Below are 16,294 nucleotides of genomic sequence, written 5' to 3'. Positions count from 1 at the left end.
GGAAACCGAGTCTTAACTGGGCGTCTAGTTGCAAGGTGTAGACCCGAAACCGGGTGATCTAGCCATGGGCAGGTTGAAGGTTGAGTAACATCAACTGGAGGACCGAACCCACTAACGTTGCAAAGTTAGGGGATGACCTGTGGCTGGGGGTGAAAGGCCAATCAAACTCGGAGATAGCTGGTTCTCCCCGAAAGCTATTTAGGTAGCGCCTCGGACGAATACTACTGGGGGTAGAGCACTGTTTGGGCTAGGGGGTCATCCCGACTTACCAACCCCATGCAAACTCCGAATACCAGTAAGTAATATCCGGGAGACACACGGCGGGTGCTAACGTCCGTCGTGAAGAGGGAAACAACCCAGACCGCCGGCTAAGGTCCCAAAGTTCTGGTTAAGTGGGAAACGATGTGGGAAGGCTCAGACAGCTAGGATGTTGGCTTAGAAGCAGCCATCATTTAAAGAAAGCGTAATAGCTCACTAGTCGAGTCGGCCTGCGCGGAAGATGTAACGGGGCTCAAACCAGGCACCGAAGCCGCGGATTCACACTTATGTGTGAGTGGTAGGGGAGCGTTCTGTAAGTCTGCGAAGGTGTATCGAGAGGTATGCTGGAGATATCAGAAGTGCGAATGCTGACGTAAGTAACGATAAAGGGGGTGAAAAGCCTCCTCGCCGGAAGACCAAGGGTTCCTGTCCAACGTTAATCGGGGCAGGGTGAGTCGACCCCTAAGGCGAGGCCGAAAGGCGTAGTCGATGGGAAGCAGGTTAATATTCCTGCACGACTTGTAATTGCGATGGGGGGACGGAGAAGGCTAGGTGGGCCAGGCGACGGTTGTCCTGGTGAAAGTGCGTAGGTGGTGTTTCCAGGCAAATCCGGAGACACAACACTGAGACACGAGACGAACACACTACGGTGTGGAAGCCATTGATGCCCTGCTTCCAGGAAAAGCCTCTAAGCTTCAGATTACAAGTCATCGTACCCCAAACCGACACAGGTGGTCGGGTAGAGAATACCAAGGCGCTTGAGAGAACTCGGGTGAAGGAACTAGGCAAAATAGAACCGTAACTTCGGGAGAAGGTTCGCTCCTGACAGTGAAGTCCCTTGCGGATGGAGCAGTTGGGAGTCGCAGTGACCAGATGGCTGGGACTGTTTATCAAAAACACAGCACTCTGCAAACACGAAAGTGGACGTATAGGGTGTGACACCTGCCCGGTGCCGGAAGGTTAATTGATGGGGTTAGCGCAAGCGAAGCTCTTGATCGAAGCCCCGGTAAACGGCGGCCGTAACTATAACGGTCCTAAGGTAGCGAAATTCCTTGTCGGGTAAGTTCCGACCTGCACGAATGGTGTAACCATGGCCATGCTGTCTCCACCCGAGACTCAGTGAAATCGAATTCGCCGTGAAGATGCGGTGTACCCGCGGCTAGACGGAAAGACCCCGTGAACCTTTACTACAGCTTGGCACTGAACATTGAACCTACATGTGTAGGATAGGTGGGAGGCTTTGAAGGCGTGACGCCAGTTGCGCTGGAGCCGTCCTTGAAATACCACCCTTGTATGTTTGATGTTCTAACGCAGGGCCCTGAATCGGGCTCGCGGACAGTGCCTGGTGGGTAGTTTGACTGGGGCGGTCTCCTCCCAAAGAGTAACGGAGGAGCACGAAGGTTGGCTAATCCTGGTCGGACATCAGGAGGTTAGTGCAATGGCATAAGCCAGCTTAACTGCGAGACGGACAGGTCGAGCAGGTACGAAAGTAGGTCATAGTGATCCGGTGGTTCTGAATGGAAGGGCCATCGCTCAACGGATAAAAGGTACTCCGGGGATAACAGGCTGATACCGCCCAAGAGTTCATATCGACGGCGGTGTTTGGCACCTCGATGTCGGCTCATCACATCCTGGGGCTGAAGTCGGTCCCAAGGGTATGGCTGTTCGCCATTTAAAGTGGTACGCGAGCTGGGTTCAGAACGTCGTGAGACAGTTCGGTCCCTATCTGCCGTGGGCGTTGGATGATTGAAGGGAGTTGCTCCTAGTACGAGAGGACCGGAGTGAACGAACCTCTGGTGTTCGGGTTGTCACGCCAGTGGCACTGCCCGGTAGCTAAGTTCGGAATCGATAACCGCTGAAAGCATCTAAGCGGGAAGCGAGCCCTGAGATGAGTCATCCCTGACCCCTTGAGGGTCCTAAAGGGCCGTTGGAGACCACAACGTTGATAGGTGGGGTGTGTAAGCGCAGTGATGTGTTGAGCTAACCCATACTAATTACCCGTGAGGCTTAACCATACAACACCCAAGAAGTGTTCTAAGGCTTGTAGCAAATACCAAGCGAACTACTTACGTCAGCTTTCACAGATTGAAGAATTTGCCTGGCGGCCATAGCGCCGTGGAACCACCTGATCCCATGCCGAACTCAGAAGTGAAACGCGGTAGCGCCGATGGTAGTGTGGCATTCGCCATGCGAGAGTAGGACACTGCCAGGCACCCAATACAAGAAACCCCGCTCATCGAGCGGGGTTTTTTATTGTCTGAAAATCAGAAAATCGTCTGATAATTGTCCCGTTTTATTCCTCTCCCTTTGAATTCCTAGTCTTCCCCGTCGGTTTTACTCATAAAAAACGGTCGCAACAGCGTAAAATGGCGCTTTATCTGGTCGGAGATAGCCCATGTTTTGTCCAAAATGCGGCGGTCAAACCCTGCAGAGCGTCAGCCCCAAAGAGTTTCGCTGTGGCTGCGGTTTTCATTTTTTCCAGAATGTGGCGACGGCTGTGATGGTGGCGCTTTGCTGGCAGGACGAGGTGCTGGTTGCGGTGAGAGCAGGCAATCCGGGCAAGGGGTTGCTGGATCTGCCGGGCGGATTTGTCGATCCCGGCGAGTCGCTGGAGGGGGCGCTGGTGCGCGAGTTGCAGGAGGAGCTGGGGCTCGATGTTAGCGCCCAACCTTTTACCTATCTCGGTTCCTTCCCCAATATCTATCCCTACGATGGCATCACCTATCACACCTGTGACACCTTCTTTGCCATCAGGCTGAGTGAAAAACCGGTCATCCAGCCGGCTGACGATGTGGCCGCCTGTCAGTGGCTGAAGATCAGCGATATCCCCTTGCCCAGTTTTGCTTTCGAGTCTACGCGCACAGCTATGGCGCGGTTGCAGCAATCCCCTTTGCAAGCCTGATCCCTGCTGATGACGATGGGGATTGGCAGCGACCATCCCTGTCTCATCCTTGTCCGCTTTTGTCCCGTAGACGCCATTCGTCAGACTGTGAGTGGTATAGTCTGCAGTTGATCCGGATTCAAGGAGCATATCGTGAAGAAGATAGTTCTCATCTTGCTCGGCATCGCCGTGGCGGCCTTGCTGGCCATAGTGACGCTGATAAGCCTTATCGACCCCAATCAATTCAAGCCCCAACTGGCTGAACAGGTGCGCAAGAGCACGGGCCGGGAGCTGGTGATGGCAGGGGAGATTGACTGGCGTTTCTGGCCGAGTCTTGGCCTCTCGCTGGAGAAGGTGGCTCTGCGCAATCCGGCCGGTTTTGCCGAGCCTGATCTGGTTCGTTTCGAACAGGGCGAGGCCTCGGTGGCCCTGTTGCCGCTGCTCTCCCATCGTCTGGAGATCGGCAAGGTGACCCTGAGTGGCGCCCATCTCTTTATCCAGACCAAAGCGGATGGCAGCTCCAATCTGAGCGGACTGCTCAAGGATGCCACTGCTGATGCAAGCGAACCGGTCGCTCCCGCAGCCCCAGCGCCAACCGCTGACGGCAAGCCCTGGCAGATCAGCTTGCAGGGTGTCGCGCTCTCCCAGGCCAGTGCGCTGGTACAGGATGATCGCAGCGGCACCTCGCTGCGACTGGATCGCCTCGATCTCGATATGGGACAGCTGGTCACCGGTCAGTGGATACCCGTAACGCTGGCCGCTAAGGGGAGTGCCGACAAGCTCGCTTTCGATATCAAGGGGCAGACCCAGATCAAGCTGGCGCAGGAGGTGATGGCCAGTGAACTGAAAGACTTGAGCCTCAGTGGCAGCCTGAGTGATCCGTCCCTGCGACTCGACAGTTTCTCCATCAAGGGAGACCGACTGGCCTTGGGTGAGTGGAGCAACCTCACGTTGGCGCTGAAGGGGGCCAAGGTCGAGGGGCAGCAAGCTTCACTGGCTGGCTCGCTGGAAGGAACGCTCAAGGGACGGCTCGATAAAGAGATGAAGCTTGCCGAGCTCTCCGATGTACTGCTGACGGCAGCGTTGGAAGGTGATGCGCTGCCACGCCCGCAGATGAAGCTGAAACTGGCCGGGTTTGCCCGTGCCGAGCTCGACAAGCAGTTGATTACCCTGAGCAAGCTGGTGATGAGTGCAGATGAGGCGCTCCTGAGTGGTGATGGAACCGTGCAGCTTGGCGCTGTTCCCGCAATCAGCTTCGATCTCAAGGGTGAGAAGCTGGATCTCGATAAATGGCTCGCCAAATTGGCACCTAACACACCTGCGCAGGCGAAAGAGGACAAACCGGCGACCGGTGTTGCCAACACAGCTGCAAATGGCAATAAAGCGGCAACCGGCAAGAGCGAAGCTCTCTCCGCGGTCGAACCGGATCTGGGCGCGCTCAAGGGGATGGATCTGGATGGTCGGCTGCAACTCGGCAGCCTGCGTCTGAAAGGGCTGGATCTCGGTGCTGTCGATCTGCAGGTGGCTCTGGCCAAGGGACTGCTGACGCTCAAACAGTTCAGCGCGACCGTGGCAGGCGGTCAGGTAAACGCGAACGGGGTACTCGACGCGCGCCAGCAACCCGCCACCTACAAGGTGCACAAGCAGGTGGCCGGGGTGAACATTCGTCCCTTGCTGCAGACTCTGGCCCAGAGTGATCTGTTGGAAGGCAAGGGCGATCTCGATGTGCAGGTGCAGGGCCGTGGTCTCTCCGCGCTGGCACTGCGCAACGGGATGCAGGGCAAGGTCACGTTGAAGCTGAGCGACGGTGCCCTGCATGGCATCAACCTGCCGGAGATGATCCGCGAGGCGCGGGCTACCCTCACCGGCAAGGGGGCCGAGCAGGTGAAGGAGGCGCGCAAGACCGACTTCAGCGCCCTGACCGCCAGCTTCCAGATTGCCAACGGCATCGCCCGCAGCAACGACATCCAGCTCTTTGCGCCGGCCTTGCGGGTCAAGGGCGAGGGGCAGACTGCGCTGGTGCCGGAGAGCCTCGACTTCCTGTTCCTCACCTCCATCGTCGAGAGCAGCAAGGGGCAGGGAGGCAAGGATGTGGATGAGCTCAAAGAGATCACCATTCCGGTGCGGATCGGCGGTCACTGGCAAGCTCCCAGCTATCAGCTCGATGTGAAGGCATTGCTCAGCAACAACAAGTTGCTGGAGGATAAGGCCCGCAAGGAGGCCGAACGCGGCCTCAAGAAGCTGCTGGGTGACAAGGCCGACAACGAGGCCGTCAAAGGGGTGGCTGACCAGCTGCTCAAGGGACTGTTCAAATAGGTGACGGTTCATATGGGCTGGCGGGAGCCGCGCCAATGCCGTTAGCGGTTGACCGGATATCAGCGCCATTGAAAAATGGCGCTGATATTTTTTATGGCGCAGTGATCTGCTGCGCCTTGATCCGGAGTCATCTCGAGTTGAACCCATGCGCCTGATCCTGCTGCTCTGCACCCTGATCTGCTACGGCATGGCTTCTCCCGTGCTGGCAGGGCCGTTGGCTGATCGCTTGGCGGGCGAGCTGGTCAGGCAGGCTCCCGAACAGGCGCTGCCTCTTGACGAGGTGCAGCGGCTCGATCGTCGCCTGATCGCTCCTGACTCCCTCTATCCCGCCTGGCAGCGCTATCCGCTGCGTCAGCTGCAGGCCATCTATCGCTATCAACAGGAGTGCGGGACAGAGAATGACTTGCCCGCCGAGTGGCTGCCACTGCTGCGAGCGCTTTGCGGCCAAAGGGCTACGCCCTCGATCCGCTGGTTTGCCGCTCACCCCATCTATCCGCTTGGCGGCTCCAGCGCGGCTCGCTGGCAGGCTGGTCATCCGTCCGCCGGGCTCGATGCTCTGCTCCATGTGCGGGAGCGGCGAGATCTGTTGGGGCAGCTCGGCGAGCTCGATAATGACAACCTCGATGCCCTGTTGCGGGGGGAGCGCTGGCTGCTGCAATCCGGTCAGATCTGGGTGCTTGCCGATGGGCAGTGGCACCGCTATGGCGCAGGGCAGTGGCAGCCGCTAGCCGAGCGGCTTGGCGTGACGCTGGATAGTCGTACCGCTGGTACTTGTGAAGAGCGAGTCGGAGCGGTCTGCTTCAGTACTCGCCCCACGCTTGGCTGGCAGTGGCTGGCGCTGGCCAGCTTGTTTGGCTTTATCCTGTTGCTGGGGTGGGCCAGCTGGCAGCGCTGGCGCCTGCTGCGGGAGCGGCGCGTCGCGTTGCAGATGCTGACCCACGAGCTGCGCACTCCCATCATGGCGCTCTCCGGCATCAGCGAGGAGCTGCGCCACGATTTCGACTGGCTGCCCCCTTCCGCCCAGCAGAGCGTGGGTCAGCTGCTGGGCAGTGTCGCCCGTCTGCATCAACTGGCGCAGGCCAGTCGCCACTATCTGGCGGCAGAGACCCTCGAGGATGAGCGGGTTGCAGTTAGTCTCACCGAATGGCTCACCCTGGCCTGCGAGCGGCATGGTGCCACCTTCTGCCTTGAGCGGGAGATGACTCTGGCGCTCCCCTTCTACTGGCTCGATCTCGCCCTCGACAACCTGCTGCGCAACGCCAGTCAGCATGGCCGCGCACCGGTTCGCGTCTGTGCCAGCTGGCGGGGGGGGCGCTTGATTCTCGCGGTCAGTGATGGCGGCGAGCTGCCGGGTTACCGGCTCGCCACCCTGCTGCGCCGCGGTGCCCGTGCCGATGGTCTGGGGCTGGGGCTTGCCATCGTGCGCCATCTGCTACGCCGTCTTGGTGGGCGCCTCGCCTTATCCGGCCCGCCCACTACTTTTACCCTGACGCTGCCCTGCCAACTCTGGAGCGACCCCGAATCATGAAGACCATCCTGCTTGTAGAAGACGAGGCGCTGCTGGCGGAGAACCTGCAACGCTATCTGATCCGCGAAGGGTATCGCTGCCTCTGGTGCGACACCCTGGCTGCGGCGGAGCAGCAGTGGCTGGTGGCGGATCTGGTGCTGCTGGATCGCACCATGCCGGAGGGGGATGCCCTGGACTGGCTGCCCCAGTGGCTGGCGCGCAAGGCGCTGCCGGTGATCGTGCTCACCGCAAGGGTGGAGGTGAGTGATCGGGTGGCCGGGCTCGATGCAGGGGCGCGCGACTACCTGACCAAGCCCTTCTCCCACGATGAGTTGCTGGCGCGGATCCGGGCCCAGCTGCGTCAGCTGGGGGATGGCACTCAGGCGCTGGGCGGCTTGCAGCTTCATCCCGCCCGGATGCAGGCGAGCTGGCAGGATGCGGAGGTGAGCTTTACCCCCACCGAGTTTGCCCTGCTCACCCTGCTGGTGCGGATGGCGGGGCGGGTGCTGAGCCGGGAGGAGATCCTCAACCGGGTGTGGGGCTATCAGGCGTTTCCCTCCACCCGCACCGTCGATACCCATATTCTGCAGTTGCGCCAGAAGCTACCCGGACTGGCCATCGAGACGGTGCGCGGCATCGGCTACCGGCTGGAGGAGCCAGCGTGAATCGTGCAACGCGGGCTGGACTGCTGTTGGCTCTAAGCGGCGGCCTTCTGAATGCAAGCAGCGTGATGGCAACAGAGGGTCTGGCCACCGATCGCCCCGACCCGCTGCAACCGGCTACCTTGGCGCTGTTGCAGGGGGATAACCGGCACGCCTGGCAATCTTTGCAGCAGGCATGGCCCGCACTCAACAGCGATGCCGAGCGCCGCAACTGGCAGGGAATGCTGACTGCGCTGAGTGCCCAGCACTGCGGCAAGGATTTCCCGCTCACTCTGCCTGATGGGGTGAGCGAGCTGCGCCTTGAGCTGATCCAGCGCGATGCGCCGCTGCTGCGGGACTATCGGGTGCAGCTGACCGGGGAGGGGCCCATCACCGCCGCTGAACTTATCGATCCCGCTGGTAGTGACCGACTGGCTGGCGCCCAGTGGGAGGCGGAAGAGAATAAAGGGGTCAGGGTCGTGGGGGCCGATCTACCGATGCCTTTACCAGTCGGGCTCTATCAGCTGCGGCTGACGGTGGCGGGCAAAGCGTGGCAGATGGCGCTGTCGCTGCCTGCAGTGCAGGATCTGGACTGGCTCTCCCGCTCGCCGCTGGCGGTGGCCAATCCCCCCGCCAATCCCGCTTCGTGCACTCCGCTCTGGCTCGATCAGGCTGTGCTGGCCCGCCCGCAATACTCCCTGCTGTGGTGGAACCGTCTGCCTCTCGATGGCAAGGTGGATTGGCCTGCCGCCACGCCCGACAGTTGGCGCACCCTCTCGCTGGTGCAAACCAGCCAGCGCGGCCAGCTGGTGTTGCAGCTAGGCCACAGTCAGGCGGGGCCGGTGGACTAATGGATGTCGTGATGGTCAGGTCACCGCAATCCTGACATTGGCCTGACAATCGTAGGCGGCCAATCTGCTGAAATGGCGATTCCCGTGTGTTATCAGGAATCACCGACCATGACTTTTCTTCCCGTGCTAACGAGTCGGATCCGCCCGCTGCTGCTGTTGATGCCGCTGCTCTCCCTGCCTGCCGAGGCGCTGACTCTGGCCAACGATCAGTGGCGTATCGAGCTGGATCCCGCCACCCTGGCGGCCGAGGCTGTGCTGCCATCTGGCAGGCATCTTGTCATCTCCTCTCCCGGCCTGCGTCAGCCGGTCACCACCTTGCAGCAGGAGGGGGAGCGTGCCAGCTGGCTGACCCGTGCCGATGGCGAGGTGCGAGCCTCGGCCCGCCTTGAAGGCAACCGTCTGATCCTCAGCTTGAGTCGTGCGAGTGCTGGTGAGCTGGTATGGCCGCGGGTGCCGGCAGGGGCGCAGGCGCTGATACTGCCGATCCACGAGGGTTTTCGCATCCCGGTTGATCATCCCGAGTGGCGCAAGGCGCTGGCGCAGGAGTATCAGGGGATCAATACCACCGAAAATCTCACCCTGCCGCTGGTCGGGCTGGATCACGGCGATCAGCAGCTGGCGATCCTCTTTGCCAACCCCTTCAACAACCGGCTCACTTTTACGCCCAGGAAAGATGGTATTGCCCTGACGGCGACCCATAGCGTCAATCGCCTCAATCTGGCCGACCCCTATGAGGTGGTGGTGACGCTGCAGCCGGGCAACGACTGGCTGGCGGCGGCAAAGGCCTATCGCAGCTGGTTGCAGGCGCGGGGCGAGCTGGTCTCGCTCGAGAGCAAGCTTGCGGCGGTGCAGGATGGCAAGCGGCTGATCGGCGCCTCTCACCTCTACCTCTGGGGCGAGCGACTGCTGGTGCCACAGGATGTGAAGAGCTGGCCCGCGCTGCGCCGCCTGATGCCCACCGACTGGCTCAAGGGGGAGAGCAAAACGGCGCTGCAAGCGCCCGATCTTGAGCGCAACCGCTATCTGCAAAACCGGGTGCTGACCGGCGTGGAACAGGCACTTGCGCTGCGCCATCCGGGTCAGCAACCGGCCGATTTCAAAGCCCGGAGCGCACTGGCGGCCAGGCAACTGGGGGCTGCGCTTAACGAGCCGCAGAGTTGGGGTGATGGCAGCTCGACCAAGATGATCGCGGCTCTCAAGCAGGCTGGACTACCAAAACTCTGGCTGGGCCTGCCTCAGTGGACCGCCGGTTTTGCTGCGCCAGAGGGGATAGCGCTTGCCAAACAGGCGGGCTATCTCATCGCTCCCTATGACTCCTACGATACCGCGCTGCCGGAGGGGAATCGGCAGCAGAGCTGGCTCACCGCCCAGATGGGGCAGGATATTTACCTGCGCTGCGGCATCATGCAGGAGAACGGGCGGCGCAAGAGCGGCTTTCAAAACAGCGGCGTCTACACCAATCAGGCCTGCGTGCGCCCGGTGATGGAGCAGCGAGTGCCCAAATTGCAGCAGGCGAGCCATTACAACAGCTGGTTCCTCGATGTGGCGGCGACCGGCATGGTGTTTGACGACTTCGATCCGGCCAAGCCGACCACTCAGGCGCAGGATGCGCAAAACCGGATGGCCGGGATGACGTGGATTGCCAAGAGTCAGGGGGTGCTGGTGGGATCCGAGGAGGGCGGGGCGGTAGCCAACCGCACCGCGGCCTTTGCCCACGGCCCCCAGACCAGCGGCTTTGGCTGGCAGGATCCCGATATGCGCCGCAACAAGCGCTCTCCCTACTATCTGGGGGCCTGGTATCCCGAGTTTCAGCCCGCGTTCTTCTTTCGCCAGAGCCACCTAAAACCTGAGTATCAGGGGCTCTACTTCGATTCGGCGCTGCGGCTGCCGCTGTTCCAGAGCGTCTTTCACGACAGCATAGTGACCACCCACCACTGGACGATGGACAGCCTCAAATTCAGGGAGAGCCGTCAGGTGACCGAACTGTTGCAGCAGCTCTACAACGTGCCGCCGCTGCTCAACCTCAGTCTGGATAGCGCCAGCGCGCGCATTCCCTACCTCAAGGGGCTCGATGCCTTCTTCCGCCCGCTGCATGAACGGCTCTACAACCAGCCCCTCACCGGTTTTCGCTGGCTCGACAAACGAGGAGTGGTGCAGCAGAGCGAGTTTGCCGATGGCACTCGACTGATTGCCAACTTCGGCCCGGCCACCGAGCTGGCAGGGATAAAACTGGCCGCTCAAAGCGTGCTGGCGCTGTTGCCCGATGGCAGCCAGCAGCAGTTTGTCTCGCAACCGGATGGCACCCGCTAATCTGGCGTTCTGGCTTTTATTTCATCAGAGGATGCTGTGGCAGAACTTTTCATGTATAGATGAACGTTCTGCAAAATGGATTAGAGGTAGTTCTGATGATTGAGAGTGAAGTGATTAGAGAGGTAAACCATCCGGCGTGGCCGCTGGTCTGGCAGATCTATGGCGAGAGTTTTCCCCGCTACGAGCAGCGCCAGTCACAGCATCAGCCCCAGAAGATGCGGGATCCTCGCTATCACTGCCAAATCTTTTATCAGGACGGCCTGCTGCTCGGTTTCATCTTCTGGTGGGCGTGTGGCGAGCAGATCTATATCGAACATCTGGCCATCAATCCTGCGCTGCGCGGCCGCAACTATGGCAGCCGCCTGCTGGCCGAATTTTGCGAGCGGGCAGGCAAAACCGTCATTCTCGAGATCGATCCGCCAGATGATGAGATTGCCATTCGCCGTCTGCGTTTCTATCAGGGGCTGGGCTTTTGTCTCAACGACTATGCCCATCTCCACCCACCCTATCATTCTGACTATCAAGGTCATGCCCTGCGGGTGTTGAGCTATCCGGGGCTTCTTGAGGAAGAGGCCTATCAGCGTTTCAACCAGATGCTGGTGGAGACGGTGATGGAGCACGGCTGAGCAACCGTAAGGATGCTGATTTGCCGATAAGAGAGGGGCCCGACTGAAGCAATTCAGGCGGGCCCTTTTTCATTGCCGCTGGCGGGAATTACTCCCCCAGCAGCTTGTGCCAGACGGCGAGCACATGGCTGCGCTCGTTTTGCAGCTGATCGTCGCTTACCTTGCGGGAGATCTCCGAGAGGTTGAGGCGATGACCGAGGTTGCGGATCTCCAGATAGGCCTGCTTCAGCCCCTCCGCCTGCTCCAGGGTCAGCACCCCCGCCATCACGCACTCATCGAAGATGCGTACGTTATCAGACCAGCGGGTGAGGGCATCGGGTTCGCCGCAGGCGTGGGCCAGCACCAGATACTGGGCGATAAACTCGATATCCACCATGCCGCCGGGGGACTGCTTGAGGTCGAACTCGCCAGCCCCCGCTTTCAGCAGGTGATCCCGCATCTTGTGGCGCATCTCGCGCACCTCGCGGGCCAGAGTCGGCAGATCCCGCTCCTTGGCCAGCACATCGCGGCGGATACGGGCAAATTCGGCAACGATGGCGTCATCGCCATAGATGGGGCGAGCCCGCACCAGCGCCTGATGTTCCCAGGTCCATGCCTCGTTTTGCTGGTATTGCTCGTAGGCCGACAGCGACGAGACCAGCAGGCCGGAGTCGCCGGAGGGACGCAGCCGCATGTCTATTTCGTAGAGGATGCCGGAGGGGGTACGGGTACTGAACAGGTGCAGGATCCGCTGGGCCAGGCGCAGGTAGAACTGGCGGCTGTCGATGGGCTTGCGGCCATCTGTGTAGCTGTTGGGGTCGCCGCCGTGCAGAAACACCAGATCGAGATCCGAGCCGTAACCCAGCTCGATGCCGCCCAGCTTGCCATAGGCTACCACCGCAAAGCCGCGCTGGCCGCTGGTTGCCACCTCGGGCGGCACCCCGTAACGCTCGCTCATCTGGGCCCAGGCCTGATTGACCACCTCCTCGGTGATCGCCTCCGCGAGCCAGGTGAGGTGGTCGCTCACCTTCATCAGCGGCAGGGCGCCGGCGATGTCGGCCGCCACGATGCGCAGCAACTGCACCTGTTTGAACTGGCGCAGCGCCTCCATCTGCTGCTCCACATCTTCCTCGGGGATGCGCAGCAGGAACTGACGCAGCTGGGGCTTGTACTGATCGAGCGGGGTGGGGTGATAGAGGTGCTGGGGATCGAGCAGCTCGTCCAGCAAAATGGGGTAGCGGGCCAGCTGTTCGCTCACCAGATGGCTGGCGTCGCACAGCCGCACCAGCTGGCGCAGGGCGCCCGGGTTTTCCGCCAGCAGTTGCAGATAGGCGCTGCGGGTGAAGATGCGGGTCAGCAGCTCGCACACCCGCTCGAACAGGCGGGCGGGTTGCTCGCTGGCGACCACCAGTCGCAGCAGCTCAGGCATCAGCCAGTCCAGCGCGATGCGCCCCTGCGGCCCCACCTGGCGGCGTTTGTACTCCTCCTTGAAACGCAGCAGCGCAGCGCAGAGCGGGGCGGGCTCGACGACCCCTTGAGCAGTCAGCAATTTTTCCAGCTCGGCGGCGTCGAGCTCGGTGCGCCAGAGATCGAGCCAGAGCTGCTCCAGATGGGCGGGTGCCTCTTTCTCTTCCCCCACCACGGCGGCGAACTCCTGATGGACGGCGGCCATCTCCTCATCGAGATGAGCCATAAAGGTGCTCCAGTCGGCAAAACCGAGGGCGGCGATCAGCCGCTGGCGATCCCGCTCTTCGGTGGGCAGGGTCTGGGTCTGCTGATCGCCGATCTCCTGCAAGATGTTCTCGACCCGGCGCAGGAAGCGATAAGCCGCCAGCAAGCGGTCGCAATGGGCGGATTCGAGGGCGCCACATTGGGCGATGGCGGCCAGCGCTTCGGGCAGGTGGCGCACCCGCAGTGCCGGTTCACGACCGCCACGAATAAGCTGCAGCGCCTGGGCGATAAACTCCACTTCGCGAATGCCGCCGGCCCCCAGCTTGATATTGCCCTCCAGCCCCTTGCGGCGCACCTCGGCAGCGATCATCGCCTTCATCTGGCGCAGGCCGTCGATAACGCCAAAGTCGATATAGCGGCGAAACACAAAGGGGCGAAGCATCTCGGCCAGCTCCACCGCGTGCTCGCACTGGGGCCCCAGTACCCGCGCCTTGACCATGGCGTAGCGCTCCCAGTTGCGGCCGTGGTGCTGGTAGTAATCCTCCATGGCGGCGAAGGAGATGGCCAGTGGCCCCGCATCGCCAAAGGGGCGTAAGCGCATATCGACCCGAAACACCTGGCCATCCTGGGTGGGCTGGTGGAGGGCGTTGATGATGCGCTGGCCCAGCTTGATAAAGAACTGCTGGTTGGCGAGCTCGCGTCGCCCGCCAACCGTGTAGCCGTTCTCGGGGAAGGTGAAGATAAGGTCGATATCCGAGGAGAAGTTAAGCTCGCCGCCCCCGAGCTTGCCCATGCCGAGAATGAGTAGTGGCTGCGGGTTGCCATGGCCATCCATCGGGGTGCCCAGTTCGCTGCACTGTTTGGCGTAGAGCCAGTCGCGAGCGGAGCAGATGAGGGCATCCGCCAGTTTGGTGAGATGGATAAAGCTCTCTTCCACCGCCGCATGGCCCAGTAGCTCGCGCCAGGCGATCACCAGCATGCGGCTGCGGCGAAACTGGCGCAGGATACGCTTGAGCGCCTCTTCATCGCTTACCTCGGCGAGCAGGGCGGTCAGATCGCGCTGGTAGGCGGGCCAGCGTTCGGCTTGCTCGAGATCCCCGGAGGCGAGGATCTGGGTCAGCAGCTCGGGTTGCTTGAAAAGGGAGTCGGCGACAAAATCGGAGAGGCCCAGTAGGGCCTGCAGGGTCTGGCGAACGGGCTCTGGCTGGTTGCCATAGTCGGGGGCCAGTTCGATCAGCCGTTGCCATTGGCGCTCGGCCTGTTCTTGCAGCAAGGGGGAGAGGGCAGAGGAAGAGGGAGAATGCTGGGCCACGGTTGCCGTCCTTGTGGTTCACGACAGCGGGTTAACGACACGGGGTTAACAACGCTGCCGGTTCAAAATGGTGGTTGCCAATCTAGCACTGTCAGGCCCCCGCGTCACAGCGCAGGGGCGAGAAGCATGATCCGGTGGGAATTATTGGCCGCCAGTCAATCAGGTGCGCTGGTAGATGGCAGGGTTGTAGATCTCCATCAGGCTGTCTGGACTTGCTGGGGGCGCAAAGCCAAAACCGGCATAGAGGCCGTGAGCATCAGAGGTGGCGAGAGCGAGACGCCGTAATCCCTGCAACTCGGGATGGTCGACAATGGTTGCCACCAGTGCCTTGCTGTAACCCCGGCCGCGGTACTCAGGCAGCACGAAGACATCGGCCAGATAGCCAAAGGTGGCCTTGTCGGTGATGACCCGGGCGAAGGCAACCTGCTGACCATCGACATAGCCGCCAACGCAGAGGGAGTGGTTGATGGCCCGCACCACAGTGCTGTGGGGAATACCACGGCACCAGTAAGCCTCTTCGGAGAGAAAACGGTGGATCAGCGGCACATCGAGCCGCCCCTTGTCGTCACTGAGCTCGAGTGGTGGGTGCGTTGCATTCTGCTGCATATTGGCTCCTTGCCGTGCGCTGGAAATGAGAAAGGCCCCCTCAAGGGGCCTTCCAGTCTAACCGGATTGGGGCATGAAATCAGTCAGACGAGTTTGAAGGACTGGATCTGGCTGTCGAGCTCCTTGCTGTGCTGCTCGACCAGCTCGGAGGCCTCTTGCAGCTCGCGTAGAACTACCACAGAGCCTTCGGCGATCTGCTTGACCTGCTCCAGATTGCCGCGCATCTCTTCGGCGACCGAGCTTTGTTGCTCGGAGGCGGCGGCGATGTGGCGGTTCATGTCGGCGACACCCTGTACCCGCTGCACTATGGTGGCGAGCTGGGTACCGGCCTGGGTCACCTGTTCCACCCCCTTGTCAGCCTGCTGTACGCTTTGGGCCATCAGCTCGCCAGCCTGATGGGCATTGCCCTGCAGCTGTTCGATCATCTTCTGGATTTCGACGGTGGCGGCCTGAGCCCGGTTGGCCAGCTCGCGCACTTCGGAGGCCACCACGGCAAAGCCACGACCCGCTTCACCGGCGCGAGCCGCTTCGATGGCCGCGTTAAGTGCCAGCAGGTTGGTCTGTTCCGAGATGCCGCGAATGGTGTCGACCACAGAGCCAATGCGCTCGACCCCCTGCTCCACCTCGTTGACCACGGTGGCGGAGCGCTGGATGTTGCCGGAGAGGGTGTCTATGGTGCTGACGGTGTCGGCGACGCAGCGGCTCCCCTCTTCCGCCAGCTGGCTGGTTTCGGCGGTGGCGTGAGAGGCCTGATCCGCATGGGCGGCCACTTCGCGAATGGCGCCGACCATCTGGCTCATGGCGCTGGCCAGCTGTTCGATCTGGGTGAACTCTTCGTTGATCGCTTCGTTGGCCTCTTCCATGCAAAGGGTCACCTGGGAGGCGATGTCGTTGAGCTCCTTGCAGGCGGCGCGCTGGTTGCCAAATACCTCTTTGAGATTCTCCTGCGAGTGGGAGACCGCCTTGGCGATGTCACCGAATTCGTCACGAGACTTGAGCAGTACCTTGTGGCTGAGGTCCCGCTTGGCGAAGCGCTCCAGCAGGCCCACCAGATAGTGCACCTGCTTGACCATCAGGCGGGAGCCGGTGAGCAGCAGGATCACGAACAGCAGCCCCATGATGGCGGTCTCCATCAGACCGGTCCAGAGCAGGCGATTGGAGATCGCATCCGCCTTGGCGGGATCGAGCCCTTCGCTGAGCAGGGTCGCTTCCAGATTGTTGGCGTCAAACCAGAGTTTTGTCAGTAGCAGGAGGGTACTGAACACCATCAGCAGCACCACTTTGGGTACCAACCGGATGTTGCTCATTCTTTTCTCCAGCAGGTTCAGCTGCATTG

General features: G+C 61.1%; 10 protein-coding genes and 2 rRNA genes (1 of these 12 cut by a window edge). 9 read left to right on the top strand and 3 right to left on the bottom strand.

Features of this window, described 5'->3' with window-relative positions; all coding sequences use genetic code 11:
• The 9 genes from I6L34_RS06675 to I6L34_RS06635 all read left to right on the top strand — a co-directional run.
• A 23S ribosomal RNA gene (locus tag I6L34_RS06675) occupies window positions 1–2,273 on the top strand (it extends 617 nt beyond the left edge of the window).
• A gap of 82 nt (window positions 2,274–2,355) precedes the next feature.
• A 5S ribosomal RNA gene (gene rrf / locus I6L34_RS06670) occupies window positions 2,356–2,470 on the top strand.
• Between the two features lie 183 nt (window positions 2,471–2,653).
• Complete coding sequence (locus I6L34_RS06665; RefSeq protein WP_058056996.1) at window positions 2,654–3,160, top strand: NUDIX domain-containing protein; 507 nt, start codon at window positions 2,654–2,656, stop codon at window positions 3,158–3,160.
• A 132-nt stretch (window positions 3,161–3,292) separates the two neighbouring features.
• Window positions 3,293–5,455 carry an AsmA family protein gene (locus tag I6L34_RS06660; protein WP_216956221.1) on the top strand — a complete coding sequence of 721 codons (2,163 nt, stop codon included), beginning with the start codon at window positions 3,293–3,295 and terminating at the stop codon, window positions 5,453–5,455.
• Between the two features lie 145 nt (window positions 5,456–5,600).
• Window positions 5,601–6,983 (top strand): DUF3404 domain-containing protein, encoded by a 1,383-nt coding sequence (locus I6L34_RS06655; protein WP_058056994.1) that lies wholly within the window; start codon window positions 5,601–5,603, stop codon window positions 6,981–6,983.
• A complete protein-coding gene (locus I6L34_RS06650; RefSeq protein ID WP_058056993.1) occupies window positions 6,980–7,627 on the top strand; it encodes a response regulator transcription factor in 648 nt (215 codons plus the stop codon). The genes I6L34_RS06655 and I6L34_RS06650 overlap by 4 nt, the downstream gene beginning before the upstream one ends.
• On the top strand, window positions 7,624–8,454 hold the full coding sequence (locus I6L34_RS06645; protein ID WP_058056992.1) for a DUF2861 family protein: 831 nt from the start codon (window positions 7,624–7,626) through the stop codon (window positions 8,452–8,454). Before I6L34_RS06650 ends, I6L34_RS06645 begins: the two co-directional genes overlap by 4 nt.
• Window positions 8,455–8,562: 108 nt before the next feature.
• Window positions 8,563–10,764 (top strand): glycoside hydrolase, encoded by a 2,202-nt coding sequence (locus tag I6L34_RS06640; RefSeq protein WP_216956218.1) that lies wholly within the window; start codon window positions 8,563–8,565, stop codon window positions 10,762–10,764.
• A 95-nt stretch (window positions 10,765–10,859) separates the two neighbouring features.
• On the top strand, window positions 10,860–11,390 hold the full coding sequence (locus I6L34_RS06635) for a GNAT family N-acetyltransferase (protein ID WP_075115035.1): 531 nt from the start codon (window positions 10,860–10,862) through the stop codon (window positions 11,388–11,390).
• 88 nt (window positions 11,391–11,478) lie between these two features.
• Here the strand turns inward: I6L34_RS06635 and glnE are convergent, their stop codons facing one another.
• The 3 genes from glnE to I6L34_RS06620 all read right to left on the bottom strand — a co-directional run bounded on the left by glnE (window position 11,479) and on the right by I6L34_RS06620 (window position 16,292).
• A complete protein-coding gene (gene glnE, locus I6L34_RS06630) occupies window positions 11,479–14,352 on the bottom strand; it encodes a bifunctional [glutamate--ammonia ligase]-adenylyl-L-tyrosine phosphorylase/[glutamate--ammonia-ligase] adenylyltransferase (protein WP_216956215.1) in 2,874 nt (957 codons plus the stop codon).
• Between the two features lie 159 nt (window positions 14,353–14,511).
• Complete coding sequence (locus I6L34_RS06625) at window positions 14,512–14,958, bottom strand: GNAT family N-acetyltransferase (protein WP_064339507.1); 447 nt, start codon at window positions 14,956–14,958, stop codon at window positions 14,512–14,514.
• An 83-nt stretch (window positions 14,959–15,041) separates the two neighbouring features.
• On the bottom strand, window positions 15,042–16,292 hold the full coding sequence (locus I6L34_RS06620) for a methyl-accepting chemotaxis protein (protein ID WP_005335445.1): 1,251 nt from the start codon (window positions 16,290–16,292) through the stop codon (window positions 15,042–15,044).
• Between the last annotated feature and the right edge of the window lie 2 nt (window positions 16,293–16,294).

The organism is Aeromonas sp. FDAARGOS 1404, assembly GCF_019047085.1.
Lineage (GTDB): Bacteria > Pseudomonadota > Gammaproteobacteria > Enterobacterales > Aeromonadaceae > Aeromonas > Aeromonas veronii.
The sequence above is the reverse complement of the archived record's forward strand: the minus strand, read 5'-3'. Positions and strand labels throughout refer to the sequence as shown.